The sequence below is a fragment of the Micromonospora sp. NPDC049081 genome, assembly GCF_040648835.1.
In the GTDB taxonomy this organism is placed as follows: domain Bacteria; phylum Actinomycetota; class Actinomycetes; order Mycobacteriales; family Micromonosporaceae; genus Micromonospora; species Micromonospora antibiotica.
Window position 1 is genome coordinate 222,285 of record NZ_JBEZEK010000001.1, and the last position, 26,535, is coordinate 248,819.

22 protein-coding genes are annotated in these 26,535 nt (G+C 70.2%); 7 read left to right on the forward strand and 15 right to left on the reverse strand.

Annotation, left to right across the window (positions count from 1 at the left end; all coding sequences use genetic code 11):
- Positions 1–160: 160 nt before the first annotated feature.
- From AB0B63_RS00660 to AB0B63_RS00670, 3 genes are read right to left on the reverse strand one after another with little or no spacing between them, the layout of a single operon-like run.
- Entirely contained in the window at positions 161–1,168 is a 1,008-nt protein-coding gene (locus AB0B63_RS00660; protein WP_208567590.1) for an NAD-dependent epimerase/dehydratase family protein, read from the reverse strand.
- Entirely contained in the window at positions 1,165–3,747 is a 2,583-nt protein-coding gene (locus tag AB0B63_RS00665; protein WP_357013359.1) for an alpha/beta fold hydrolase, read from the reverse strand. The genes AB0B63_RS00660 and AB0B63_RS00665 overlap by 4 nt, the downstream gene beginning before the upstream one ends.
- Positions 3,744–4,706, reverse strand: a complete 963-nt coding sequence (locus AB0B63_RS00670; RefSeq protein WP_357013361.1) for a 3-oxoacyl-ACP synthase III — start codon at positions 4,704–4,706, stop codon at positions 3,744–3,746. Before AB0B63_RS00670 ends, AB0B63_RS00665 begins: the two co-directional genes overlap by 4 nt.
- Positions 4,707–4,902: 196 nt before the next feature.
- Here AB0B63_RS00670 and AB0B63_RS00675 point away from each other — a divergent pair, with 196 nt between their 5' ends.
- Positions 4,903–5,319, forward strand: coding sequence for an SDR family NAD(P)-dependent oxidoreductase (locus AB0B63_RS00675; RefSeq protein WP_357013364.1), 417 nt, complete (start codon positions 4,903–4,905; stop codon positions 5,317–5,319).
- On the opposite strand, the gene AB0B63_RS00680 is transcribed toward AB0B63_RS00675, so the two are convergent.
- Positions 5,226–6,179, reverse strand: coding sequence for an alpha/beta hydrolase (locus AB0B63_RS00680; RefSeq protein WP_357013366.1), 954 nt, complete (start codon positions 6,177–6,179; stop codon positions 5,226–5,228). The genes AB0B63_RS00675 and AB0B63_RS00680 overlap by 94 nt on opposite strands.
- 9 nt (positions 6,180–6,188) lie before the next feature.
- Here AB0B63_RS00680 and AB0B63_RS00685 point away from each other — a divergent pair, with 9 nt between their 5' ends.
- Together AB0B63_RS00685 and xylB are read left to right on the forward strand one after the other, a co-directional pair.
- Positions 6,189–7,223 (forward strand): WYL domain-containing protein, encoded by a 1,035-nt coding sequence (locus AB0B63_RS00685; RefSeq protein ID WP_357013368.1) that lies wholly within the window; start codon positions 6,189–6,191, stop codon positions 7,221–7,223.
- Positions 7,224–7,335: 112 nt separating this feature from the next.
- Complete coding sequence (xylB, locus tag AB0B63_RS00690) at positions 7,336–8,733, forward strand: xylulokinase (RefSeq protein WP_357013370.1); 1,398 nt, start codon at positions 7,336–7,338, stop codon at positions 8,731–8,733.
- Positions 8,734–8,962: 229 nt separating this feature from the next.
- On the opposite strand, the gene AB0B63_RS00695 is transcribed toward xylB, so the two are convergent.
- Complete coding sequence (locus AB0B63_RS00695) at positions 8,963–10,162, reverse strand: pectate lyase (RefSeq protein WP_357013372.1); 1,200 nt, start codon at positions 10,160–10,162, stop codon at positions 8,963–8,965.
- Between the two features lie 304 nt (positions 10,163–10,466).
- On the opposite strand from AB0B63_RS00695, the gene AB0B63_RS00700 reads away from it, so the two are divergent.
- Positions 10,467–11,126: a Type 1 glutamine amidotransferase-like domain-containing protein gene (locus AB0B63_RS00700; protein WP_357013374.1), complete on the forward strand. Its 660-nt coding sequence runs from the start codon at positions 10,467–10,469 to the stop codon at positions 11,124–11,126.
- A gap of 91 nt (positions 11,127–11,217) precedes the next feature.
- On the opposite strand, the gene AB0B63_RS00705 is transcribed toward AB0B63_RS00700, so the two are convergent.
- The 3 genes from AB0B63_RS00705 to AB0B63_RS00715 form a co-directional block, all read right to left on the reverse strand.
- Positions 11,218–12,723, reverse strand: coding sequence for an alpha/beta fold hydrolase (locus tag AB0B63_RS00705; protein ID WP_357013376.1), 1,506 nt, complete (start codon positions 12,721–12,723; stop codon positions 11,218–11,220).
- A 339-nt stretch (positions 12,724–13,062) separates the two neighbouring features.
- Complete coding sequence (locus AB0B63_RS00710) at positions 13,063–13,650, reverse strand: hypothetical protein (RefSeq protein ID WP_357013378.1); 588 nt, start codon at positions 13,648–13,650, stop codon at positions 13,063–13,065.
- Entirely contained in the window at positions 13,647–16,382 is a 2,736-nt protein-coding gene (locus tag AB0B63_RS00715; protein WP_357013382.1) for an ATP-binding protein, read from the reverse strand. The genes AB0B63_RS00710 and AB0B63_RS00715 overlap by 4 nt, the downstream gene beginning before the upstream one ends.
- 672 nt (positions 16,383–17,054) lie before the next feature.
- Between AB0B63_RS00715 and AB0B63_RS00720 the strand changes: the two genes are divergently transcribed.
- Positions 17,055–17,564, forward strand: a complete 510-nt coding sequence (locus AB0B63_RS00720) for a hypothetical protein (protein WP_357013385.1) — start codon at positions 17,055–17,057, stop codon at positions 17,562–17,564.
- 253 nt (positions 17,565–17,817) lie between these two features.
- Here AB0B63_RS00720 and AB0B63_RS00725 read toward each other — a convergent pair whose 3' ends face one another.
- The 4 genes from AB0B63_RS00725 to AB0B63_RS00740 all read right to left on the reverse strand — a co-directional run bounded on the left by AB0B63_RS00725 (position 17,818) and on the right by AB0B63_RS00740 (position 21,391).
- On the reverse strand, positions 17,818–17,997 hold the full coding sequence (locus tag AB0B63_RS00725) for a hypothetical protein (protein ID WP_219463384.1): 180 nt from the start codon (positions 17,995–17,997) through the stop codon (positions 17,818–17,820).
- 178 nt (positions 17,998–18,175) lie between these two features.
- Complete coding sequence (locus AB0B63_RS00730) at positions 18,176–18,865, reverse strand: hypothetical protein (protein ID WP_357013388.1); 690 nt, start codon at positions 18,863–18,865, stop codon at positions 18,176–18,178.
- A gap of 385 nt (positions 18,866–19,250) precedes the next feature.
- Positions 19,251–19,898 carry a response regulator transcription factor gene (locus AB0B63_RS00735; RefSeq protein WP_357013391.1) on the reverse strand — a complete coding sequence of 216 codons (648 nt, stop codon included), beginning with the start codon at positions 19,896–19,898 and terminating at the stop codon, positions 19,251–19,253.
- 245 nt (positions 19,899–20,143) lie between these two features.
- On the reverse strand, positions 20,144–21,391 hold the full coding sequence (locus tag AB0B63_RS00740) for a histidine kinase (RefSeq protein WP_357013394.1): 1,248 nt from the start codon (positions 21,389–21,391) through the stop codon (positions 20,144–20,146).
- 73 nt (positions 21,392–21,464) lie between these two features.
- Between AB0B63_RS00740 and AB0B63_RS00745 the strand changes: the two genes are divergently transcribed.
- Complete coding sequence (locus AB0B63_RS00745) at positions 21,465–22,619, forward strand: histidine kinase (RefSeq protein WP_357013396.1); 1,155 nt, start codon at positions 21,465–21,467, stop codon at positions 22,617–22,619.
- Between the two features lie 94 nt (positions 22,620–22,713).
- Positions 22,714–23,976, forward strand: a complete 1,263-nt coding sequence (locus AB0B63_RS00750) for a PHB depolymerase family esterase (RefSeq protein ID WP_357013399.1) — start codon at positions 22,714–22,716, stop codon at positions 23,974–23,976.
- A 57-nt stretch (positions 23,977–24,033) separates the two neighbouring features.
- On the opposite strand, the gene AB0B63_RS00755 is transcribed toward AB0B63_RS00750, so the two are convergent.
- The 3 genes from AB0B63_RS00755 to AB0B63_RS00765 form a co-directional block, all read right to left on the reverse strand.
- Positions 24,034–24,393, reverse strand: a complete 360-nt coding sequence (locus AB0B63_RS00755) for a MerR family transcriptional regulator (protein WP_208567601.1) — start codon at positions 24,391–24,393, stop codon at positions 24,034–24,036.
- 20 nt (positions 24,394–24,413) lie between these two features.
- On the reverse strand, positions 24,414–25,358 hold the full coding sequence (locus AB0B63_RS00760; RefSeq protein WP_357013403.1) for an aldo/keto reductase: 945 nt from the start codon (positions 25,356–25,358) through the stop codon (positions 24,414–24,416).
- 242 nt (positions 25,359–25,600) lie between these two features.
- Entirely contained in the window at positions 25,601–26,470 is an 870-nt protein-coding gene (locus AB0B63_RS00765) for a DUF6745 domain-containing protein (protein ID WP_357013405.1), read from the reverse strand.
- Positions 26,471–26,535 lie beyond the last annotated feature (65 nt).

The window sequence follows — 26,535 nt, forward strand, 5'->3', positions numbered from 1 at the left end:
CACGTAGGCCACCCGTCAGACGCCAGCGACCCACCACGAGGGAGCAGGCCGGCACCGGTGCACAACAAGCATGACTGTGACTACGAAAAGTGACGGCACCACGAGCGGCGCGGTCCCGGCATGCGCGGTGTCGCCACCGGCGTGGTCGGCGGTGCCGCGCTCAGTCCCCGCCAGTGGCTGCGGGGACGGGGACCGTGCTCCGGTACGCCATGGCCAGCCGAACGAAGCCTTCCTCAAGCGTCACCTGCGGTGACCAGCCCAGTGCCTCTCGGGTTCGGCGTTGGTCGAACCAGTGGGCGGTGGACAACTGCTCGGCCAGGAACCGGGTCATGGGCGGTTCCTCGGTGCGCCGAAGCGCCGACCAGAGCCGCTCCACCACGGCGCCGCCGGCCTTTGCCACGGCCACCGGCACCCGGAGCCTCGGTGACGCCGTACCGGCGGCGACGCAGATCCGGTCGACGAGCTCGTGCACCGTCCGCGGCTCACCGTTCGTCACGACAAAGGCCTGTCCGTGTACGCCGGCCTCGGGGGCCCGGTCGATCGCGGCGACGAGGGCGTCGGCGGCGTTACTGACGTACGTCGTGTCGATCAGGGCGGTTCCCCGGCCTACCAGTGCCAGCCGGTTGCCCCGGGCCCGCTCGACGATCCGACCCACCAACTGGGTGTCGCCCGGCCCCCAGACCAGGTGGGGGCGGATCGCCACCACGGCGAAGTCGGGCGAGTCGGCGGCCAGCGCGAGCAACTCCGCCGAGGCCTTGCTCCGGGCGTAGTGGCCCCGGGCACGGTCCGGGTCGGCGGTGCCGGCGCCGACGCCGGCCAGGCCGGTGCCGTGGTGGGCCACCGACGGCGAGGACACGTGCACGAATCGCGGCACGCCGGCTGCCCGGGCGGCGGCGAGCAGGGTGGCCGTACCACCGATGTTGGTGTGCGCGAAGTGTTGCCACGGCCCGGTCATCGACACCTTCGCGGCCAGATGGACCACGGCGTCGACTCCTTCGGTGGCCGCGCGTACCGCTTCCGGATCGGTGATGTCGCCGCGGTGCTCGTCGACCCCGACCAGGCCGCTGGGCCGACGCTGCAGGACGCGGACGTGGTCGCCGCGCATCCGCGCAGCCGCGGCGGTGGCGCCGCCGAGCATGCCGCTGGCACCGGTGACGAGGATCTTCACGGGCGGCGCAACCCCCCGCCGGCGAGCACTCGTTCCGCCCAGTGCCGCAGCCGGGTACGGTCGATCTTCGAGTTGTGGCGGATGTCCGTGGGCAGGGCCGGGACCACCAACACGGCCGCGACCGGTGTCGCGGCTGCGGTGCGTACCGCGGCGGCCAGGTCACGGCTGGCCATTCGGGCACGACGGCTCCCGGGCAGGGTTTCGGCGATGACCACGACCTTTGCCACCCCGGGCGGTCCCACACCGACCACTGCGGCCCGCGCGATCTGCGGCAACGACTCGATTCGCTGTTCGGTCCCGACCGGAGTGAGCACGCCGTCGGACGTGACCAGGACGTGGGCAAGCCGACCCTGCACCCACAGTCGGCCGTCGGAATCCAGGTAGCCCACGTCGCCCGTGCGGTGCCATCCGGGATTGCGGGAGCTGTCCCGCTCGGTCAGCCAGAGCCCGTCGTACCGGTCCTTGACATGGGCGGCCCTGACCAGGATCTCGCCGGTGCGCCCAGGAGGGCAACCGGGTTGCTCGGAAGGCGTGCCGGTCGTGTCCAGGGCCGCGATCGCCACCTGGACACCGGGCAACGGCCGGCCGACGCAGACACCGTCGCCCGGCCCGGCGTCGACGATCTCGTCGAGGGTGACGTCGGTGACCGGGAGAACCTCGGTCATTCCGTAGGGGGTGTGCGGCTGCGCCTTGGGCATCAGCACCCGCGTCCGGGTGAGCAACGCGGCGGGCACCGGCGCGCCCGCGCTGAGCAGCAATGTCACCCCCTGCAACGCGGCGCGGTGGTGATCGTCCAACACGTCGCCGGTGTCGACCACGTTGCGTAGCGCGGCCGGTGACGCGAATACCGCCGAGCCGTCGACCGCGGCTGCCGCCTCGGCGAGAGCGGTGGCGGTCAACGTCCCTGGTGCGGTGACCCTCATGTCCGGGATCGCCGAAGGGGCACCGAGAGCCGGCCCGAACAGTGCGAACGGCGCGAAAGCCGCCACGATCCCGGCGTCGGTGTTCACCCCGAGCTCGAACAGCGCGTCACGCATCGCGGCGAGTTGGCGATGGGTGTAGACCACACCCTTCGCCGGGCCGGTGGAACCGGAGGTGAACAGCACGGCCGCGTCGTCGTCCGGTTGTGGGGGGGCCGGAAGTTCCCGGACGTCGGCGCCGAGGCGGGCAAGCCCACCCAGGGTCAACGCCCCCAACGCGGCGGCGCCCGGCCCGGCTCCGATACGCCGTCCGGGCCAGCCCATGGCCCGGGCGACGGCGAGGCCCCGGCCGACGGCGACCAGGTGCGCGGGGTCCGCGCTGCGCAGGGCCCGACTCATGCCGGCCAGTCCCAGACCCGGATCGACCACCACGATCACCGCACCGATGCGAAGACACGCGTAGACGGCGGCGGTCAGGTCGGCCCCGGGCGGTACGAGTAGTGCCACCCGATCACCGCGGCGTACTCCGGAGGCCGACAACCCGGCCCCGATCTCCCGGATCCGCTGCCACAACAGGGACCAGCTGACCTGCCGGCCGTTGTTCGCCAGCTCCACCAGGGCGACCGACCGGTCCTCGGCGCGCTCGGCCAACGCCGCCCACAGCGGACGCCATGGCACCGCCGGTGCCGGTGCGGATGCCGGAGTCGGGTCGGCGGGGCGACGGTCCAGTTCAACCAGCCACCGAGCCACCGCACCGGCGACATCAGCATCCTCGGGGAGCAGGTGACCGGCACCTTCGAACCGGTGCAACCGCGCATGCGGCAGCCGGTTGCGCAGGTCCCGGAGATGCACGTCGCCGAAGACCGGGTCACGCGGCCCCCACAACAGCAGTGTCGGGATCTCCGCCAGCGTGTGCAGACCCTGTGCGACGTCTTGCAGCGCCTGCCAGCTCGAATGGTCGGATCCGAGTGGGATGTCCGCGACGAAGCCGCCGATCGCCGCCCGCCGGTCCGCCCCACGGTACGGAGCGAGATAGCCCTCTCGCACCGGCTCCGGCAGCCACGGGTTCGCCAGGGCGAGGGTGGCCTGCAGGAACGTCGGGGTCCGCACGGTCACCGCCGGCAGCACGCCGGGCAGCCGGGCCAGGCGGATCAGCGTGGGTGCCGGCGACCCACTCGGCTGGTGCACCGCGGTGTTGGTCAACACGACACCGCGTAGTTGATCACGGTGCCGCAGTGCCCAACCCAACGAGATGGACCCGCCCCAGTCGTGCCCGACCGTGACCACCGGCCCGGTCAGTCCCAGCGCGTCGGTGACCGTGGTGAGGTCGTCGATCCGCTGCGCCAGCCCACGTACGGTGCCGGTGCGCTCCGAGAACCCCATGTCCAGGTGGTCCACGGCGACCACCCGCCATGGCGGTGCGTCATCCCGCCCGAACCGGGCCAACAGGTGTCGCCACAGGTACGACCAGGTCGGATTGCCGTGCACGCACAGGATGGTCCCCACGGGTCGGACCGGACCGGCCGCCTCCTCGGCAGCGGTGTCCAGCACATGCCAGGTGCGCTGCACGCCCTGACTGTCTGCCGCGGTGACCCACCGGGACCAGGCACTGTCCAGTCCCGACAGCCCGAGCGGCGACACGGTGTCTCGATTGCTCACCACACGATCTCCAGGGCACACGTGTTCAGGCCGGAGCCGACCCCCATACACAGCACCCGGTCACCTGAGTTGAGCGATCCGGCGTGGTGAGCCAGGGTCAGCGGCAGCGACGCCGGGCCGACGTTCCCCCACGAGGGGAACGTCTCGGGCACCTTGCGAGGGTCGAGGCCGAGCCGGCTGACGACGCCGTGCGTGTGCGCCGCCGAGACCTGGTGCATGACGTAGAGGTCCATGTTCTGCCAGTCCCACGCCCCGGCGCGCGCCCAGGCCGCCGCCGCGAGGTCCACCCCCGCGTCGAGCAGACCCTTCGCGTCGGTACGCATCCGCGTGCTGTCCCCGACACACAGCGTGTGGTGTTGCGTGGCCGCCCGACTCACCCCGCCGACGAGGCGGTGCCCCTCCTGGTGGGCGTCGGCTGCGGCCAGCACCATCGCGGCGGCGCCTGATCCGAGGGTCAACGTGGCGAACTGCTCCCGGACGTCGTCGCGGGTGGAGTCGGACCGGCGTAACCGCTCGATCGTCGCCTGTTGCGCCTCGCGGGCACTCTCGCCCGCCACGATCAGCGCGTACCGGATCTGTCCGGCGTCGATCATGTTGGCGGCGACCTGGATCCCGTTGACGAACCCGAGGCAGGCATTGGCGATGTCGAAGTTCAAGGCGGACGGCGGCAGGTCCAGGGCGTGGTGGATCGCCACCGCCGTCGATGGCTCCAGATGCGCTCGGGACACGGACGTGTTGATCAGCAGGCCGACGTCATGCGCGTCGACGCCCGCCTCCGACAGCGCCTTCGCCCCGGCAGTCGCCGCCGCGTCGGCAAACCCGAAACCCTCCGGCCACCAGCGCCGCTCCTGGACGCCGGCGATCCGCTGAAGCATCCGTGGGCGCAGCCTCAGCCGCCGGAAGGTCTCGCTCAGCTGCTCGTCGAACTGGTCAGAGGTGACGACGACCGGAGCTTCCACAGCCGCCACCGACATTATCGCCGTGTTCGTGTAGCGATACTCAGCGTTGCCACGCGTCATCCATCCTCCGCCCGTCGCCCACCTTGAGAGCTCGAAGCTATCCGCCCGGTTCCACCAATCACCAACGGCCGATCGGTATCGCGGCGAACGTCACCCACCCGCGAACTTGCCCGGCGGGATTCATGTCCTGGCCGGGGTGCGACGCGGCACCGACGCCGACGCCATCCGTACGACCGGCGTCGAACCGGTCATCCTCGCCATCACCGACGCCGAGCAGGTGGCGGCCCTCGCCGCCCGGGTCGGCGACGACCCGCGCACGGTGCACGCGCTGGTCAACAACACGGGAATCCCGGTGAACGCGCCGGTCGAAGCACTGCCGATGGCGCAGTGGCGGCGGGTGTTCGAGGTCAACCTGTTCGACCACGTCGCCGTCACCCAGGCACTCCTGCCCGCGCCCCTGCACGGCGGGGGTCGCGTGATCAACATCAGCTCGATCGGCGGCAGGACCGCCATGCCGACCTACGGGGCGTACGCCGGTGCGGCAGCCCGCTGGTCCAGCCACGCCAGGATCGTCCCGGTCGTCTCCTGCGGTTTCTCCTGTTGGATCCAGTGACCGCAGTCCAGACCGACCACGTCCACGTTCGGCACGAATGCCGTCAACCTCTCTGCCCTGGCGACCGGGTCACGGTCGCCGTAGATCATGAGGGTGGGCTGTCGGATGATCGGGTCCGCAGCTGCCAGCAGCCGCCAGTTGCGGTCCAGGTTCCGGTACCAGTTGATTCCGCCCGTGAACCCTGCCGACTCGAAGGCGGAGACGAAGACCGCCAGCTCGTCGTCGCTCATGACGGGCTCACCGGGCGGGGTTTCCGCCCTGGCGAGGTTGATCAGGGCGTTGCCCGGCTGGGGCTCTGCGGGGGGCACGTTCTTCCGGTACAGGTTCCGCAGGAACCGGAACGGGTTCTCCTCGAACACGGCGTCCGCGACGCCCGGCTGCCGGTTGAAGTGCACGAAGTAGAAGTCGGGGCCGAGCACGGCCTCCATAGCCTCGATCCACGGCACCTCTCCGCGCTCCTGGTAGGGCACGCTCAGCGCCACCACGCCGTTGACCCGGTGCGGCTGCAGCAGGGTCAGGCCCCAGACGACGAATGCGCCCCAGTCGTGGCCGACGAAGGTGGCGTCCTGGTAGCCGTAGTGATCGAGGAGGGCGACGAGGTCACCGGACAGCTGGGCGATGTCGTAGTCCGTCACGTCGGCGGGACGGGACGAGTTGCCGTAGCCCCGTTGGTTGGGGACGATCACGTGGTAGCCCGCCGCCGCCAGGGCCGGCACCTGATGACGCCAGGAGAAGGCGTGCTCCGGCCAGCCGTGACAGAGCACGACGGGATTGCCTGCGTTGTGCCGGCCGGCTTCGAAGACTTCGAGTTCCACACCGTTGACCGCGATGCGGGTGGGCTCGGGAAAATCGGTTGTCATGCCGGCATCATGCCGACCGAAACCGGTCACCTCCAGACCGGTTTCCGTGGCAGTGTCGTCCGGGTGCGAGCCGACCGGTTGGTGGCCATCCTCCTCCTGCTGCAACAGCGCGAACAGGTGACCGCGGCGGAGGTCGCCCGGGAGCTGGAGATCTCCGAGCGCACCGCCCGCCGCGACCTCGACGCCCTGGGCATGGCCGGCGTGCCGGTGTATTCCGTGCAGGGCCGGGGCGGCGGCTGGCGCCTGGTGGGCGGCGCCCGCACCGACCTGTCCGGGTTGACCGCGGGTGAGGCCCGCGCCCTGTTCCTGGTCGCCGGCCCGGCCTCGGCGGTCACGCCGACGGTGAAGGCGGCGCTGCGCAAACTCGCCCACGCCCTGCCGGAGCCGTTCCGGGCGCAGGCCGAAGCGGCGTCGTCGTCACTCGTCATGGACCCGCAGCGGTGGGGGTCGAGCCCGGTCGAGGCCCGACCACCGCGTTTCCTCGACGAGCTCCAGGACGCGGTGATCCGTGGCGTCCAGGTCCGGCTCGGGTACGTCGACCGGGAACGCACCGGCACCGAGCGGACCGTCCACCCGCTGGGCATCGTCGCCAAGGGTCCGTCGTGGTACCTCGTCGCCACCGCCGGGACCGGCCGGCGGACCTTCCGGATCGACCGCGTGTCCTCCGTCGCCCCGACCACCGATCCCGTGCACCGACCCGAGGACTTCGACCTCGCCGAGAGCTGGCGCGAGATCGCCGACGAGGTCGAGCGCCGGCGGACACCGGTCGAGGCCCACGCGACGTGCACGCCCCACGCGGTAGGCGTGCTCCGGATGGGGTTCGGCGCTCGACTCGACGTGGGAGGTTCCACCACCGACGGCCGTATCGAGGTCGTGATCCGCGGCAACGACGAGAGGATCCTCGCCGGCGAGCTCGCCGGGCTGGTCGACTACCTCGAGGTGACCGGCCCGCCGGGGGTGCGGGACCAGCTGGCCGCGATCGGCACCGTGCTCGTCGAGCGGTACGGCTCGCAGCGGCACGCGCCTCGGACGCCACGGCGATGATCAACGTCGTCGACGGTGCTCCACGGTCAAGGCGACGCCGAATTTTGCATAGCCATTGAACTAATCCGGGTGCTGGACGTAGGGTCGGGTCCCGAGCTACGGAGGCATCGCCATGGGTGACGCGAGGACCCTCGTCGCCGGGGTCGATTCGTCGACCCAGTCGACCAAGGTCGTGGTCTGCGACGCCGAGACCGGCGAGGTGCTCCGCGCGGGCCGCGCCCCACACCCCGACGGCACCGAGATCGACCCACGGTCGTGGTGGGCCGCGTACGAGCAGGCCAGTGCCGGCCTGCTGGACGGAGTCGCCGCGATCGGCGTCGCCGGACAACAGCAGGGCATGGTCTGTCTCGACGACGCCGGCGAGGTGCTGCGCCCCGCCATCCTGTGGAACGACACCCGCTCGGCGCGTGCCGCCGTCGACCTGACCACCGAGTTCGGCGGCCCGAAGGCATGGGCCGACGCCGTCGGGCTGGTGCCGGTGGCCAGCTTCACGGTCACCAAGCTGCGCTGGTTCTCCCACGCCGAGCCCGAGCTGGCGGACCGCACCAGCATGGTGCTGCTACCCCACGACTGGCTCACCCACCGACTGCGCGCGGACGGCGGGGAGCCGACGACCGACCGGGGCGAGGCGTCCGGCACCGGCTACTGGTCACCGGCCGTTGGCGCGTACCGGCAGGACCTGGTGCGGCTCGCCTTCGGTCGGGACGTGGCACTCCCCCGGGTCGCCGGGCCGGCCGAGGTGGTCGGGGAGACCGCCGCCGGGGCGCTGCTCTCGGCCGGCACCGGCGACACCATGGGCGGGGCGCTCGGCGTCGACCTGCGGCCGGGTGACGTGGTGGTCTCGCTGGGCACCTCGGGGTGCGTGTACGGGCTCAGCGACGTACCGACCGCCGACGCCAGCGGGCTGGTCGCCGGGTACGCCGACGCGACCGGCCGGTTCCTGCCGCTGGTCTGCACGCTCAACGCGGCCCGGGTGCTGGTCACGGTCGCCGACCTGCTGGGCCGGTCACTGGCCGAGTTGGACGACCTGGCGCTCGCGGCGCAACCCGGCGCGGGCGGGTTGACCCTGCTGCCGTACCTGGACGGGGAACGCACCCCCGATCTGCCCGACGCGCGCGGCCTGCTCGCCGGCCTGACCCGGGCGAACGCGTCGGCGGCGAACCTGGCGCGGGCCGCGGTGGAGGGCATGCTCGGCGGCATCGCCGACGCCCTCCACGCGCTGCGCGCCCAGGACGTCCCGGTCGACCGGGTGCTGCTGATCGGCGGTGCGGCGCGGTCCCGCGCGGTGCGGGCGGTCGCACCGGCATTGTTCGGTGCGCCGGTGAGCGTGCCGCGCCCCGCCGAGTACGTGGCGCTCGGCGCGGCGCGGCAGGCCGCCTGGGCGCTGTCCGGCGACGTCGAGCCGCCGCCGTGGCCGGTGGAGGCCGAGGAGGTCACCGCCGACGGCACCCCCGAGGTGTACGAGCGCTACGTCGACGTCCGCCAAAGGGCGCTACCGCTGCTGACGTGACCCCGGCGGCGCGGAGCGGGTCGGGCGCTGACGGCGATGCGCCCGGGTCCGTTCCGGGCGGTCACCGCCGACGACCGTCGGTGGCGTATGCGTTCTCCGGTACGCCCGCGACGCGGGCGACGCGCCAGCCGGACCCGGTGTCCAGCATTCGTCCGCCCGGCCGGCCGCAGCGCAGCGGGGCACCCGCCTGGTGCGGATGCCCCGCTGCGCAGGACCTCGTCCGGGATGACTACCGGAAGGTGACGTCACTCCTGTTGACCTTGCAGTTGGCGTCGTTCCAGCCCTCGCCGAGGTAGCTGGGTTCGCTGCCCTTGGGCACACCCTTGTACTTGCCGCAGATGGTGGCCGAGCCGATCACGACCACGCGGGTGATCGTGGCGGTGTCGTTCCAGTTGCTGTTGATGCCGGCGAGCATGTCGATGTCGTCGACCAGGACGTTGTCGATACGCACGTGGCGGGTGTACGAGGTGGTGCAGTTGCCGCAGCCGCGGTACAGCTTGCCGGACCCCTTCAGGTAGAAGCCGGAGATGTTGACCGTGCCGTTGCCGTTGTGCTGGAAGGTCTTGTCGCTGCCGCTGCGCGCACCGCCACCGATGACGTACGAGGTGCCGCCGTTGGTCTGCTTGAAGGTGGCGGCGTCCTCACCGATGTCGTTCCACCACACGTTGCGCAGGGTGCAGGTGCCTTCACAGTGCACGCCGTCGCCGGCCGGCGAACCGAGGATGACGTTCTGCAGCGTGCCACCGTTGGCGATCTTGAACATCGGGTCCTGCGACTCGCCCTGCCCACCGTCACCGATGCAGCAGTAGGTCTTCATCCCGCCGTCGAACGTGCCGGAGACGTTGACCGTGCCGGAGATGCTGACCGAGCCGGCCGACGACGGCCACGCTCCGGTCGGCGTGCCCGGATTGCTGGTCGGGCCGGACGTCGGACTGCTGGTGGGACCGGAGGTCGGGGTCGACCCGCCGCTGGAGTACGTCTCGAACTCGGCGATCCGCGGGGTGCCGGACGCGCCGGTGATGACGAAGGAGATCTTCTTCAGCGACGTCGAGGAGAAGTTGACGGTGCTCGGGGCGCTGCTGCCGCTGGCCAGGACGGCGCCCGTGTCGTTGTTCTTGAGCTGCCAGCCGCTGATCGAGCCGCCGCCCGAGGCCTGCACGATGACGGCCGAGGACACCGTGGTGGCGCTGCCCCACTTGACCGAGATCGTGCCGGTCGATCCGCTCGGCGACCAGTAGGTGCCGGTGTTGCCGTCGATGACGTTGCCGTAGCTGGTACCGCTGGCCTTACTGGAGCCGTCGGCGCCGGCGCCGAGGCTCAGGTTCGTGGCGGCCGAGGCGCTGGGAATCTGTAGCGCCAGCGCGACGACGGCGCCTGCGACCACGGTGGCGCTGCCGGTCAGCCACCGCGAGGCGACTTTGCGTCTCATCTGATCTCACCTTTCGAGCGGGAGTATCTGGGTTGGGAAAGCGCTTTCCATCAAAGATAGGGATCGGTCGATGATGAGGCAAGGGTCACACCCAACTCGTCCAGTTTGTCGTGAAAGAACCGGTGCGGCACCGAGGCCGTCGGGCCGGGTCAGCGACGCGTGGGGTCGCCGCAAGGGCGCTACAAATCCCAGGACTGACAATGGCGTCGGCAAATTGCTCCGGACGGACCCGTCTGCGGGCACCGACCAATGGTGCGCAACTATCAAGGCGGGCAGTCGTGAGCGCTACGGACAGGAGGCACGCGTGCGGCTCCTCCTCACGTCCGCAGGGATCACGAACGGGAGTATCCACGAGGCGCTGGTCGACCTACTGGGCAAACCGATCGCCGCCTCCAGTGCCCTCTGCATCCCCACGGCGCTGTACGGCAACCCCATGTCCGGGCCAGCCTCGGCCTGGCGTTTCATCACCGGTCACACGCCGCTGCCCATGTGCGGCCTGGGCTGGGAGTCGCTGGGTGTCCTGGAGCTGACGGCGTTGCCCAGCATCGGCGGGCAGCGGTGGGTTCCCTGGGTGCGGGACGCCGACGTCATCCTCGTGGCCGGCGGCGATGCGGCATACCTGTGCCACTGGATGCGGCACTCCGGGCTGGCGGACCTCCTGCCGACACTGCCGGACACCGTCTGGGTGGGGCTGAGTGCGGGGAGCATGGTGCTGACCCCCCGGATCGGCGCGGAATTCGTCGCGTGGCAGTCCGCGCCCGACGACCGCACACTGGGAGTCGTCGACTTCTCGATCTTCCCGCACCTGGGTCTTGAGCCCGACAACACCATGGCTGATGCCGAGAGATGGGCGGCCGAGATCGCGGGTCCGGCGTACGCCATCGACGATCAGACGGCCATCACGGTGACCGACGGCGTCGTCGAGGTCGTCTCCGAGGGGCAGTGGCGGCGGTTCCCCTCGTAGCCACGGCCAACGGCGGTCGCCTGGCGGAGCACCCGCTCGCTCCGCCACGTACCGCAGGCGAACACCGCCGCGACGACCCGGCAAGGCGCCGTCAGCAGGCCGTGTCGCGCCTCGGCAGCTGCCCGTGCACCAGGTAGGCGGTGACGGTGCCGGTCAGGCAGGCGTTGGCCTGGCCGCTGAGCAGCGGCACATGGGTCTGCTTGTCCACCGTGACCAGCCGGGAGCCGGTGATGGCCCGGGCGGTCGCGATCGAGTTGGCCGGCGGCACCGAGGCGTCGCGCAGTGCGGCGACGACGAGTGCCGCCGGTGCCCGGTTGCCGGCCAGCGGCGGTGTGTTGTCCCGGCTGACCGGCCAGAAGGCGCAGGGGTTGACGTTGGCGATCGACGGACCGAAGACCGGGTGGCGGGTGCCGAGTCGGTTCAGGTCGCGGCGGTAGGTCGCCAGGTCACGGGGCCACGCGTCGTCGCCGCAGCGGAACGCCATGTTGACCGCGGTGTGGTTGTCCGCCGGCACGCCCGGGGTCCCGGGCAGGGGTGCCGGCCGCGGGTCGAGGGGGATCGGCGGCGGGGCGTGGGCGAGGATGGCGGCCAGGTCGGTCGCGACCACCGGCCAGAACTGCTCGAAGTACGTCGCGATGACCGTCAGGGAGCCGAGTTCGCCGGCGGTCCACGCGTGGTCCCCGGCCACGATCGGGTCGAGCGCCGCCTCGGCGAAAGCCCCGCTCAGGGTTTCCGCGACCTCGGTCGGCGTGCCACCGAGCCCGAACGTCGCGTCGTTGTCGGCGAGGTACCCGGTGAAGGCGGCGTAGTTGTCCTCGAAGGCCGGGAGCCGTTCCAGCTCGTAGGGCCGCCAGGCGAGGTCGAGGTCGACCGGGCTGTCCAGCACGAACCGGTCCGCCCGGTGCGGGAAGAGCGTGCCGTACGCGACGCCGAGCATCGCCGCGTACGACCCCCCGAGGAAGGACAGCTTCCGCTCGCCGAGGACTGCCCGGATGGCGTCCATGTCGCGGGCGGCCTGCGCGGTCGTGGCGAACGGCAACGCCCAACCGGCGTGCCGGGCGCAGGCACGGGCGTACTCACGGGCCTCGACGGCGGTGTCCTCCAGGGACTGGTACGTCGCGGTGCGCACCCAGTAGCCGCCTGGTTCCTCCTCAGGCTGGCCGCAGGTGATCGGGGTGCTGCGTTCGACGAAGCGCATGTCGAACCCGACGATGTCGTACCGGGCGAGCACCGCCGGATCGACGACGGCGGCGAGGTTCAGCGGCTCGGGCACACCGGCACCACCCGGTCCGCCACCCGTGGTGACCAGCACACCGCGGCGCAGCGCCGGGTCGGTCGCGGCCAGCCGGGAGATCATGATGTCGATCCTGGGGCCGGCCGGCCGCGCATGGTCGAGCGGCACGTCGACGGTGGCACAGCGCAGGCGCGTGTCATCGACACCGGGGCACGCCCGCCACGCGAGGGTCGCCCCGCCGGCCGTCCCGGCCAGGGCCGCTCCGCTGGCCGTCCCGGTCGGGGCGACGGCCATGGTGAGGCTGGCGACAACGACAGCGACCACCGCCCGCATCCACGCCTCCAACCATCGACGCCTATTCATCTGTATCGCACCCGCTAGGACGCACGCCTCCACACCGCAACGTGCCTTTTCCGGCAGCACTCTTGCGCCGCACGGTCAGGCGTCCACGGGTGGTTGTTCCACCGCTGGGCGTAGGCGGCGGTGGTGACGCTGCAGGCGACGCGTTCGGGAAGGTCGGCGTGACCGCCGCCGACCGCAGGAGGAGTTCGTGGTACGGCGGGGCGGTTGCGGCGATGAAGAGCTGAAGTGTCCGTGGCCACTGAGGCCTAACCGCGTTCGGCGGCACGCCTGGTGATATCGGCGCAGTGGTCGTAGTGGTCGGCCCTGACTTCGCATAAGGCATCGCACGATCACGACACCCTATGGATGGACAGCAGGAATGATCAACTCCAGCGCGGACCACCACATCGCAGCGACCGTTCCCGCAATGAAGACGATAATGTATGTCTCGTACCATCGGTAGAAATTGCGTAACGTCGGTGGTGCCCGGAAGTCCGGCTGCAGGACGTCGGACAACAGTTGACACTCTTCGTGGCGGTAGTCGAGCCAGGTCAGGACGCCAACGACCACCACGAGGACCGTAAAGGCTGCAACGACGGTCACCAACCACAGGAGGGCAAGAATTCCCGCCCGAACAGTGCCCGTTGGAATATTCCAGTCGCGGTAACCGACAAACAGAGCCAATGCCGCGCCGATCAGCGTCGTGGCCAACGTTTGGTAGATGCCGAGGAAGCGGTGAACATTCTCGTTGGCGGCGTGGATCTGCTGCAGGATGTAGCGGTACCGTTCGAGTTGGAACTCAGTCTGAGCTGCAGCGTCTTTGTGGATCCCCACACGGTCCGGATCGGGGGACCAGCGCTCATCGCGCTGACCAGCCCGTCGTCGCGGGTCGCCACCACGCCCCACCGGCAACCGTCCGGAACCGACCAGCCGAGGTGACCGCTTCATTTATCGGCCGCCCTGGCCTGACCTGCCACACCCAACGGGCGCTGCAGCCGTACCATTTCGACACGTTCGATGCCGCCGCCGACAAGCGACACCGGACACCGCTCGTCACCATCCTCATCCAAGTGCATCGGCTCCATCAGGTCGAGCAGATCGGGCAGCGCAAGCTCCCACATCGCCGCGATGACACGTATCACCAATCCGACCGACCCAAAATTGCCTGTATCATACCACCAACTCCGAGCATTCCATTTCACTCCCTGAAGTTCCGTGTCGGCAAAACGCTCATCCTTGGGCCTCGGCAACACTTCTTCCGGATACAGCCACTCAGAGTAGAAATTGACGACGAGACAGTCTTCGGGAAATTGCAGCTCGCCACCACCGAAAGAAATGAACCACGGAGTACCGTCCGACCGGTAGTGCACGTAGAAACTACTGTCTACCAGTAGAATTGTATTCCGAGCCTCCAGCCAACCATGCAGATCCGCCACATCGAGCGCTCGGCCACTCGACAACGCACACGGTAGTTGTGGCGCCTCAGCGCCCAATGCCCGGCTCAGGTTACCGATGATCTGGCGTTGCTCCGACCCGATTCGCGGGTTGCGGCCCACCCGATCGGCCTGCGACTCCGCCCATCTGGTGAGCTGCTCGGGGTTGGCGTCCGGAAATGACCGCAGTCGGTCTGCGGTCAGGGGACTGCCGACAAAGACGCCCATGGTCTCGCGAAGGGTGTCGGATTCCAAACCACCCACGTATATCTTCGAATGACAGTTCACCCAACCCCCTGCGCCGCAGGTTCCCTCCCACATCGACGTCATCATGGCCCTGCCGATCACTTGACCATGCTCGTCACGTAGTTCCTCGGCCCGTTCGAGAAAACGTTGGTGATACTCCTCGAGGCCAAGCCGGCGCCCGTAGGTATCGTCGGGTCTAAGGTAAACGCGCTCGAACAATTCCGAGTCTGAGATCGCTAACCAGTCATTTGCGTTTACCAGGCGCACGGGCAGGGGATCGTCTGGCCCCTGCACATCGACATGCACCCGCGCCAGAGCGCACATGGGCAGCACCATCGCGTGCAGGTACTCGGTATGCGTGAGTCGTCGACTCGCATTGCGGAACAGCCCGTTGCCGGACCGCGGCTCCACCCTCAGGCAGGCGCGTATAACAGTTCCTGGCTGACGGAGCCATTCGGCGCGCTCGGCTGCACGAAGCAATGGTCGAACCGACACGCCATTCGCAAATTCCAGCACATGAGTATCTCGCGCCGCTTCATCCAGCGCCAGGCTGCGGACGATCACCTTATCGGCGATCATGAAGATAGAGAAGAAGCCGATACCGAAGCGCCCGGTCGGCTGGAATCCACTCAGTTCCGGATATTCCGTCAACATGTCGGCAGACCGCCATCGGGAGAAACCAAAGTCGGTCAGGGCCGACACCATCGTGTCTGGCTGCATACCGATCCCTTGGTCGGCCACCGTCAGCCACCAAGAGCCGCCCTCCAGGGTCAGTCCGATAGTGACCGTGCCGGGCGGCGCGCCTTCCCGTGCCGCGCGAGCCAGTGTGGCATCCGAGGCGTTGGCGATCAACTCCCTCAAGGCCACATCCGGCCGCTTCCCGTACAGCTTTTCTCCACCGAGATTGCCCACCACCTTATCGACATCGGTGACCCTGATCCGCGCATCAATGGGGCGCCACCGGTCAGTCTGCAGGTAGGCCGCGAGCCGGTCGGGAGCATCCGCACCAGCGACCGACCGGGCCCGGAAACGGGGGCGCTTGAGGTCAGCGCAGAGCGCATCGACACGACGCAGCTCGCCGTCAATCATCTGGATTGTCTCGTGGGCCAACCACCAGGCGGGCGCCTCCGCCCCTGCGAAACGTCGCGTCGATGTATACACGAGACGATCATCGTCCAGCTGTGGACGGGTCAGTCGCTCCTGGAACACCCAGTGGTCTTCGGCGACGCCACTCGGACGCCGGAACGCGTGCACATAGCTCGGCGCGCGCCGGCTGTCTATGTGCGCCGCATCGGCCAGGCGCAGAATGCAAGCGATCTTCAGCGGATCCACGGTCCAGGCTGGCGGATGGTCCGGGCGGGAACCCTGCACCCGGTCCAGCTCGCGTAGTCGACCAACATCCCACCAGTGACTCTCGGCAATTTCGCCGATCATGCTTCCGTAGTCAAGTCGGAGGCTGAGATCGGCCAGGAGATAGTTGTCACTCCCATCTGGTCCGACGAAGGGGGTTCGTAGCAACTGCTGGGCCCGTTCGGCATGACGCCGCCGCAGCAGCTCGACGAGTGCCTGCTTTTGTGCGACCACATTGATCGTCGACTGGTCCGCAGCCGGTTCCAGATTCTGCAGTCGCTCTGTCGCGATAGCCAGGAGCCCCGCATAGGCAGGATCGGCGATGACCTGGTCCGCACCACCGGGATAGGCGCAAAGCCCCATCCCAAGATCGTGCATGAGAAAGGCACCGCCGAGCACAAAAGCTTCGGCTGGATTGATCGGAAAGTCGACGCCGCAGACGATGGACGCGGTGTCCCAAAGCGCGTCGATATGAGAAATGGAGTGGTCGGTGAACATCGGCATAGAAATCACGATCTCGTTGGCGAGCGGCGCGACCGTCGACCGGAACTGCTGATACGCGGCTCGCAAAGCCGCCCGCTGCGCCGCCCAGCAATCCCCGGGAACTTCACCGAGCGTCCGGCGCCACAACGGCGACTGCTCATAGGACATCTGATCTGTCGAGATGACCATAAGGAGGAGCCCCTTCAAACATCGCGTGGGATTGAAGGCCACGCCGGGTCACAGTCAACCGAAACAGGGAGCAGCTCTTCTTTGGCCCGCCAGCCCGCGACCACCAGCAGCAGAGAATGCTCCTTAGATGCTGCTCCCATGAATGTGGGAGAGTCGACCGCGACCGGGAACCTGAATACCGGGCAACTGCCCAATTTGGATTTCCGATCTTACTAAGGCTCGGTAGGGGATCACGATTCGAGTCGGGAACCGGACTCTCGTGTTGCGTCGAGCCAAAACAGCCGAACACCCCTGACACGTCGGGCTCACGCTCGCAGTCGGCGCTGAATGCCTCGACCAGGGCATTGTCCGTACGACGAGCCGATGCGCCGTGCCGTTGGCGGGCGTCGACGAAGTCGCTACTGCCACACCGCCTACGGTTCAACCGGTCGCTGTGGAAGATCACCCCGCCGACCTGGGACGCCTGACCATGTGACGATGACCGACCCGGGAGGCCACGAGTTCGACGTCCTCAGGCCCGTTCGGCCGGACAGTTGTCCGCCGGCCCGGCCAGCACACCGAATGCCGGTTCACCCGGCCACACCCGGAGAGTCCGAGTACCCGAAACCTGGCTGCGGCTGACGCTCCGTCGCGCCGTGGCACCATCGTCCGGTGGACGCGGGGAAGAAGCGGTATCTGGTGTGCCATGACTACGGCATGGGTGGCATGTGGTGGTGGGTGTGGGCCGCTTCTGCCGAGGACATCGTGGAGAACGTCGCCGAGGTCGAAGTGATCACCGACGAGGCGAGCATTCGCGAGCTGGGCCCCTCCGTGGAGGAGGAGCTGCACCTGGACGCGCTGTCGGGGACTTCCCTGGCGGACCTGTGGGACCAGCGCGCCGCGCACCGATCGCTGCCCGGGTACGGGGTGCTTGCCGGGCGGGAGCGGGTGTACCTGCGCGACGACGAGGAGGGCGCCGTCTTCCTCGTGGAGGTCGGCCCGGACGGGCGTCGCCTGCGGGAGGTGGAGGTGTCGACGGAGGGCGTGTTCCGGCTGGCTGACGACCTGCTCAACCCGCCCCGGGACCTCCGGGACCCCCGGTACGTGCGGATGGAGATCAGCCGTGACGAGTTCGAAGCGGCGTGGGAGCGGTCGGTGCCCTACCCGGAGGACGGAGAGTAGGCCCTCCACCGGGTCCGACCGGGTCGGCCATGGTCATCTCCTGGTCGGGCGAAGACCTTCCTCAGGACAACGGCCGGCCGGACGACCAGGGCAGGTACCAGCACCGTTCGCGCGGTGTCCGGTAGGAGCAGCACCCGTTCGGACTGGTAGCCCGACCTGACTCGTCACGGCCTCGGTGGGGCGATCAGGCACGCGGAGCGGACGGGAATCCCCTGCCGCTCCGCTCGTGTCTGCCCGCAACAGTGGTGCGCGGTCAACCGTCCATGCCACTGACAGCCAGCTGCACCCACAGGATCGAGGCGACGGCGATGCCCAGGAAGGTGAGCGCCGACAGTCCCAAAGCGGCAGCGAGACTCCGGCGCCTGCGGGTCACGACGAAGACGACTACGGACGCGGCCACGGCGAACAGCGCGAGGTATGCCGTAAATCCCATGTTCTGCTTCTCTCTGCTAGGCGTTGCGCGGCACCGGACTGTTGTCGCGGACAGTGAGGTCGTCCGGTGCCGGGAATGATCCGATGTGGTGCGGGCGGAGACGGTACGGACACGCGATGGTGGGGCGCGGCCGTCCGGGTGGTCGGTGTCGACGAGGAGGCCGACCGGTCGGGCGCTGTCAGGAGGCGTACGGCAGGACCTGCAGTCCGATGTCGCCGTCTCCGGAGGCCGTGATGCGGCCGTTCCTGACGCCGATGACGCCGTAGGCCCCGTGCAGTTCGAACAGGCCGGAGTCACCTGCCAGGACGACCTGCCAGACCTGCGACGTCTTCCCGTCGCGGCAGTTCTCCAGCTTCAACGCGGCACCGGCGGTGTCCGCGATGCAGTACCCGCCGCCGACCTCCTCGTTCCAGAACGGCGGCTTGATGACCACCCGGTTCTTCGCCGCCACCGCCGCCGGGTAGAGGGCCATCGCGGTGGAGTCCGTCCGGTCGGTCCCGGTGAAGTCGACCCCACCCTGGCCCGCCTGCAGGAAGCGGTCCACCCCGTCGCCGGCGACGTCGATCAGGACGCTCTTGCCGGCCTTGATGCCGGTGATCCGGAGTCCGGACAGGTCCGAGGTGGCCTTCGCCCGGGTCGTCGGCTTCGCCGGTGCAGCGGCGGTGCTGCGGGTCGGCGCGGCAGCGGCCGGCGTGGTCGAGGGCCCGGCGGGGGCCGTCGAGACGGAGGGCGACCCGGCCGGGGTGGATGTCGAGGGTGCGGACGTGCCGGCCGGGGCGTCGGATGTGCCCTCGTTGCTGGCGCAGGCGGTCAGCAGGCCGGCGGTGGCGAGGACAGCCCCGATGACGAACGAACGGGTGTGACGCATGTGCTTTCCTTCAGGAGAGGTGTGACGGAGACCGGGTGGACCTCCGGCGGACGCCGATCGGGCGGGCCGGCAGGCGGATCGCGTGTCGGGCGTTACCGGAGCAACCGCGACGGCGCCGACGACACCAGCCGTTCAGGCCGGTGACCTGGCGGGCTCGTCTCGTACCGCGCTGCGGGGTTCATGGCCTAGAGCCTGCCGAACGGACGCTGCGGGCTGATCCGTCCACGAGCCGGCGTCGGCTCGACGCTGAGCGGAGATCAGACGCCGCGCCTCATCCGAAAGGTGGAGGCGACGTCACTGCGGTGACCGGGGTCCTGTCCGGGCAGGACGGGTCCGGGGCGCGTCACGGCGGACCGGATGCCTTCGCACCCGGACAGGGCTGCGGTCAGGCGTCGACCAGACCGGCACGCCACGCCCAGGAGGCGACCTCGACCCGGTTACGTACCCCGAGCTTCGACTGGGCGGCAGCCAGGTGGGTCTTCACGGTGGACACCGCCACGAACAGATCGTCCGCGATCTCCTGGTTGGTCAGTCCCCGGGCCACCGCCCGTACGACGTCGCTCTCCCGATCCGTCAGTGCCTCCACCAACGCGGTCGTGCGGATCTGCGGCCGGTGCCGGAAATGCCGCAGCAGCCGGACGGTGACCTGTGGCGCGACCAGGACGTCCCCGCGTACGGCCGCGCGGACCGCCTCGACCAGCAGGGCCGGCCCGCAGTCCTTGAGCAGGAACCCGCTCGCCCCGGACTGCAGGGCGACGTCCACGTACTCGTCGTCGTCGAACATGGTGATGACGACCACGGCGATCGGCTCGGTCACGTCCGGGCCCGCGAGCAGCCGGGTGACCTGGAGCCCGTCCAGGCCCGGCATCCGGATGTCCAACAGGCACACGTCCGGGCGCAACCGACGCGCCGCATCGAGTGCCGCGCGTCCGTCGGCGACGTCGGCGACCACGGTGATGTCCGGCTGGGCCTCCAGGATCATCCGGAACCCGACCCGCATCAACTCCTGGTCATCGGCGATCAAGACCCGCACCGGCTACCGTCCCCCGTCCTCGTGACCGCTTCCCGGTCGATCCGCTCCGGTCCGTGTCCGACGCGGCAGTGTCCTGGTGCATCCCGGAGATCGTCGGAGGCCACCGCTCATCGAGCACGGATGATACGGGTGCGCGCGGCGCTGTCCCGCAGCCACCGGTGCCCGGTATGCCGCCGTTCGGTGCTGCGACGATGGACGATCGAGCGGCGCTCCCCGCCCGCCGGAGTTCGTCCGGCGACGGCCGGCTACGGTTCGGCCCGGTACAGCGGCAGGTCGGCGGTCACCTGCCAGCCGTCCCTGGTACGGCCTGCGGTGAACCGGCCACCGAGCAGGCGCACCCGCTCCCGCATGCCGACGAGTCCGAGGCCACCGCGCCGTCCGCCGATCATCCGGTTCGCTCTCCCGTCGTCGCGGACCTCGACCCGGAGGTTTCCCTGCCCGCTCCGTACCGAGGCCGCTATCTGTCGTGTTCCGACGCCGTGCCGACGGGCGTTGGACACCGCCTCCCGCACGAGGCGCAGCACCGATGTCGCGACCTCCTCGGCCACCGGTTCGGCCAGTTCGACCGTCATCCGTACCGGCGGGCTGCCGGCCGACGCCAGTGCCCGCAGGTCGGCCGACAGGTCGGTGGTCCGGGTCAGCGGTGCCGGCGTCCTGCCGTCGCCCGGTTCGCCCTCACGCAGCGCGGCGACGAGGTGCCGCATCGAGGACAGTGCCTCGATGCCGTGACGTTCGATCACCGGCAGCGCCCTGACTGCTGCCTCGGGGTCCGACGCGGACAGCTGCTGCGCGGCCTGTGCCTGGTCCATCATCGTCCGGACCTGGTGTGTCACCACGTCGCGGAGTTCCCGCGCCAGGCCGAGCCGTTCCCGCTGCTGCACCGCGATCACGGCAGCCCGCTCCGCCCGGGCGCGGTGCCGGTCACGACCCCGCAGGTACCACCCGTACGTCGCCGGCAGCGCCACCATCGCCACGCCGGACATCGCCACACTCCACCACGGCTCCGGCGTCGACCCCGCCGGCAGAGACCAGTACTCCGGTCGTAGCTGCGCTGCCGCCACTGCGGTGGCCAGGACCAGTCCGACGAGCCCGGCGGCGGCGAGCCCGGAAACCCGCCGGACCACCGCCACGATGACGATCGCCACCGCGGCCAACTCGGTCACCGCCAGACCCGCCACCATCTCGGTACCGGCCACCCGCAGCCCCACGGTCGAGACGACGAGGGTCGCCGCGACCCCGAGCGCCCCAGCAACCGGCCGTACCTGTGCCAGCAGCGCCATGGCCGCCATCAGGGCGACGCCCGGCACCATCCATCCCCCGCCCGCGGGGTCGAGTTCCACCGCGGTCTGGACGTCGAGCAGGGCACCGACCACCAGCAGGGCTGCCCAGGGCCACTGCCTCAGCACCAGCGCCGGTACCACCGTCGTCACCATCCCGTGCAGCGCCTCCACACCGACCGGGAGGACACCGCAGACAGTACGGTTCGTCGTCATCGCAGCGGAACGGCTACTGCACTATTGTCACCGGCGGCTACTCCGGATTCGACCGACGCGAGGAACTGGCGGCGTGCAGCTCGACTGGCGAGGTCTGATCACCTGGGACTGGCCGCTGGCCGGGCTGCTCATGCTGGCGCTGCTCCTGGACGGGGCGGCGGCGAGCGAGGTGGGACACTACGACCAGCGGTGGGAGCTGCCGGGTTTCCTCACGGTGTGTGCCCTCGCTCTGCTGGCGTCCCGGTGGCCGGTCGTCGCGGGCGTCAGCGTCGTGGTGGTCCTGCTGGTGTCGTCGGTGGTGCTGCGGCTGGCCGGCGTCGCGGTCCCCTCCGCCGCAGGCGGGTTGGGGGCTGCCGAGGTCACCGCGGTCCTGGCCGCCGTCGTCGCGGTGGTCCGCCGGTCGTCCCGCTCCACCGCCGCCGGCCTGGTGGGGCTGCTCCTGTCCGGCTGTCTTGCGGTCGGGGTGATCCGACCGGAGCACCCCGGTGCTCCCCAGGACCTGGGTTGGTCGGTGATCCTGCCGGTGGTGGCCGTTGTCGCCGGCTGGTACCTGCGGGTTCGCGACGCCCGGCGGGCGCGGGAGAGGCAGGCTGTCGTGGTCGCGGCGCAGTTGCGTGAGCGGGTGGCCCTGGCGCGGGAGCTGCACGACGTGGTGGCACACCACATCGGCGGCATGGTGGTGCAGGCCCAGGCGGCGCAGGCGGTGGCCGTACCCGATCCCGGTGCGCCGGCGCGGGTGCTGCCGGTGATCGAACGTGCCGGCGCGGACGCCCTGTCGGCGATGCAGCGGATGGTCGCCATGTTGCAGGAGGTCGGCGGCGAACAGGCGGCGCCGACCACGGACCTGCTCGCCGACCTGCGCGCGGCGACGGTCACCCAGGGAGACGCCACTCCGGTCCGGTTGGCGGTGGACCTCGCCGAGCCCGTACCGGCGGCGGTCGCGACCACGGTGCTGCGGCTGGTCCAGGAGTCGGTGACCAACGCGCGGCGGTACGCCGTGGGCGCCCGCGAGATCAGCGCGACGGTACGGGCCGGCGACGGGGCCGTCCGCGTGCAGGTACGCGACGATGGACGACACACCGACCGACCGCGAAGGTCCGGGGGCGGCGGCTACGGCCTGGTCGGCATGCGGGAACGGGTACAGCTGCTCGGCGGCCGGTTCGAGGCGGGCCGGGTGCCCGGTGCCGGCTGGCAGGTGCTCGCGGACGTGCCGTTGCGGGCGGAGTGAGTGGTGGGGCCACCGCACACCGGTTGCCAGCCGATCTTCCCGGCGCTACGTTGACCCTCTATCGACAGATGTCTACGTAGTTGTCGGGGGTCGCATGTCCACGTCGGTCACTCGCCGCACCGTCCTGGCCGGGGGCGCCGGCACGGCCATCGGCCTCGCGCTGCCCGGGGCCGCCCACGCCCACGGCCACCGCCCCACGAGCGTGAGCTTCACCCTCGACGCGACGACGCTCGACGGCGGCGAACAGGTCACCTCGGTCACCCTCGACACCGCCCGGCTCGGGCCGATCGATCCCGCCGGGCTCCACCCCGGCACGTTCACCGTGCACGCCAAGGCCACCAGCCCCGTCCCGATCGCTCCCGGCGACCTGATCTTCAGCGAGTACGACCTGGACCGCACGGTGACCGCAGCCCGGCTCGACCGGCACGGGAACATCGTGCTGGAACTGAGCCACGCCGAAGGCCAACTCGGCGGCGGCACCCTCGGCTACATCCTGAGCAGGGCCCGTAACGTCCGGCTGGACCTCGTCTACACCATCACGCAGGACACCCCGCTCGTCCGGCGTCACGGCCCACCGCTCACCATCACCAGCTTCGTGCAGGGGCGACTGTCGAACCCCGAGGTGGACGCCTTCAGCCACCACGTCTCAGGCTCGGGCATGAAGTACCGGCTGTACTCCCCGCAGCGTCCACCCCGCCATGGCCGGCTGCCGCTGATCCTCTGGCTGCACGGGGCCGGCGAGGGCGCCTCCCTGCCCGACGACTACTACGACAACGAGACCACCCTGCGCGCCAACCGCGGCGCGTTGGGCTTCGCCACCCCGCAGGCGCAACGGATCTTCTCCGACGCGTACGTGGTCGCTCCGCAGAGCACCTCCTACTGGATGGAGGACGGCCCCCGGTTCGCCCCGCTGATCCGCGAGATCGTCGATGACCTCGTCCGCCGCAGGCGCGTCGACCCCGACCGGATCTACGTGGCGGGTTGCAGCAACGGCGGTTACATGGCCCTGAAGATGACGGTCGCCTACCCCGACCTGTTCGCCGCGTCGGTGCCGGTCTGCGGCGTCGTCGAGCCACTCGGCGCGGCGGGCCCGCCGCTGATCACCGACGCGGAACTGGCGACGATCCAGACCCCGACCTGGCTGGTCACCTCGCGCGACGACGACACGGTGCCACCCGAGACCAACACGGTCCACGCCCACCACCTCATCCCGGGATCACTGGTCACCCTGTACGACCACGTCGTCTGGAACGGCTACCAGTTCCCCGGTCACTTTTCCTGGATCTACCTGGCCCGCAACGACCCGAGCATCGGCGGCACCCACATCTGGCAGTGGATGGCCCGCCGCCGCCGCTGATCCGCCGCGTCCGCGGTCGCCCAGGCCGGCTCGACCTCAGTCCGCGGCGGCTCGACCTCAGTCCGCGGCGCTGTAGTAGACGATCTTGTCGTCCAGGACCGAGATCGCGGTTTCGATCTGCCTCACGCGTCGTTGCAGTTCGCTGCGGTGCCGCACGAGGAAGCCGACCCGGTCACCCGCCGGATCCCCCTCACGCAGCATCGACGTGAACTGCCTCAGGTCGGCGATTCCCAGGCCGGCGTCACGCAGGCAGCTGATCAGTCCGATCCAGAACACGTCGTCGTCGGAGTACCGGCGCTTCCCACCGGAATCCCGGTCGACCGGGCCGATGAGTCCTTCGCGTTCGTAGTACCGCAGGGTGTCCAGCGAGAGACCGGTACGTTCGGCCACCTGCGCCGGAGGCATCGATGCCTTCATCGCGAGCCTTCCGTTCCTGTTCAGCGAGCGCCGGCCAGCCGGGCCATCTGCTCGTCCTTCAACGGCACGTGAACCGCGTCGACGGCCTCGTCGAGCTGCGCGAGGTCACTCACGCCGACGATGGGCCGGACACCCTGCCGCAGCAGCCAGGCGAGCACCACCTGGTTACGCGTAGCCCCCGTCTCGACGCCGACCTCGTCGAGCACACCGAGGACCCGACGCGTTCCCGGATGATCGTAGGCCTCGGGTAGGGGCTTGTCAGGACGGACGTAGCCACCGTTGATCAACGGGGTGTAGGCCCACACGTCCAGGCCCTCGGTGCGCGCGTAGTCGAGATCGTCGGCGGCGAGAAGCTTGTGGCCCTGATCGGGCAACACGGCACCGGGCCGTGGCTGCGCCAACGAATACCGCAGTTGCACCGCCGACCACTGCGCCACCCCCTGGCCCCGGGCCAGGGCCCGCGCCTGCTCGACACGCCACGACGCGTGGTTCGCCGCCCCGACCCGGTGTACGTCCCCCCTGCTGACGAGCGCACCGAAGGCGGCAACGGTCTCAGCGAGCGGCACGCTGCGGTCCTCGCCGTGCGCCCACAACAGATCGACCGCGTCGACCCCCAGCCGCGACAGGCTACCGGCGACACCCGCCGCGACCGCCCCGGCCGACAGTCCCTCGGCGGACTCGGGCCAGCGGTGCGCCACCAACGGGTCGTACCGGACCTTCGTCGCGATCCTCACCCGCGCCCGCCCGCCCGGACGCGCCTGGAGCCACGCCCCGATCACCCGCTCACTAGCCCCGCCGACGCCGGCCGGGTCGGACCAGAACGCGTAGCAGTTGGCGGTGTCGATCCACTCCCCGCCCGCGTCCACGAACCTGTCCAGCAGCGCGAACGCACGATCCTGGTCCACGGTCGTGCCGTAGTTCATCGTCCCCAGCACCAGCCGGGCCACTGCCCTGTCCCCTGCCATGGCGTCGACCCTGCCACCTGGAGCGCGCTCCAGGTCAAGCCCTTCGCCCCGCCTGCCTGCCTGCCGGGGAGGCCGGTCGGCAGCTGCCCCGTCCCGGTGTTCCCGCCACACGGACCGCCGTGGGTCTCATCCGTCGAACCCGCCGGCCGGTCCGCTTCCGACCGGCCGCGGAGATCATGAGCAGCAGGGGGCCGGACCGGCCGGCCGGGACCGTGGACTGCCTGTCCCGGCCGGCGGTCGGCTCACCTGCTCAGGAGTGGTTGCCAGCCGTCGCGGTAGCACACCCCGCGAGGCAGCAACCGGATCTGGTCGTGCACCGTGGCGACGACCGGCTCGGTGCGTACCTCCCGGGGGCGGTCCACCACGACGCAGACGTCCTCGCCGGGCCACCACCAGCCGCAGGAGCGGGCGAGGTCGGCCCAGGCGTCGACGTGTTCGGTCTCGTCCGGACCGTAGCCGGCCAGGCCGAGACGACGCAGCACGTCGTAGTAGGCGATCCAGGACGCATCCTGCTGCCCGTACCAGCACACCGGAACCGCAGCGCCGCCGGCGAGCGCCGCGCGCACGGGCAGGTAGAACCCGTGCGCGAGGCTGCGGTGCAACGCCGTACGGATGCCCTGGTGCAACACGACCGCCAGGGGGACACCGCTGTCGAGCGCACGTGACGGTGCCAGTTCGGGCCAGGGCTGCCTGGTCCTGCCCGTACGCCCGGGGGACACTTCCGGATCGGGGTGGGTGACGCCCGCGCCCAGTGCGCCGCGCAGCCGGGAGGCGATCATGGCGAGGTCGCTGACCAGCGGTGGTGTCCGGCGGGGCCGGGGGTCCCGGACCTGTTCGTAGAGCTGGTCGAGGGTGGGCCAGCCGGTGACCAGGGGACGTGCCGCGGCCGGCGATTCGACCCAGACGAACCGAGGTCGCGGCCGTGCTGCCCGGGCGTAGAGGGCGGTCAGGGACCGCTCGGCGGTCGCCCGGTCAGCCGGCTGCGTGGACAGGGCGTGATCGAGCCATTCCTGGCGGATCCGGGTCGCCTGCTGCCACAGGTCGTGCGGGTCGCTGTGGACAGCGGCCTGCGGGGTCTTCGCGGCGGCGTCGCGCCGCGCGGGGGCGCTCACCGCGCCAGGGCGTCGCCGCCCTTCCGGTACGAGATCATGCGACGACTATCGCCCGCCGCGCGCCG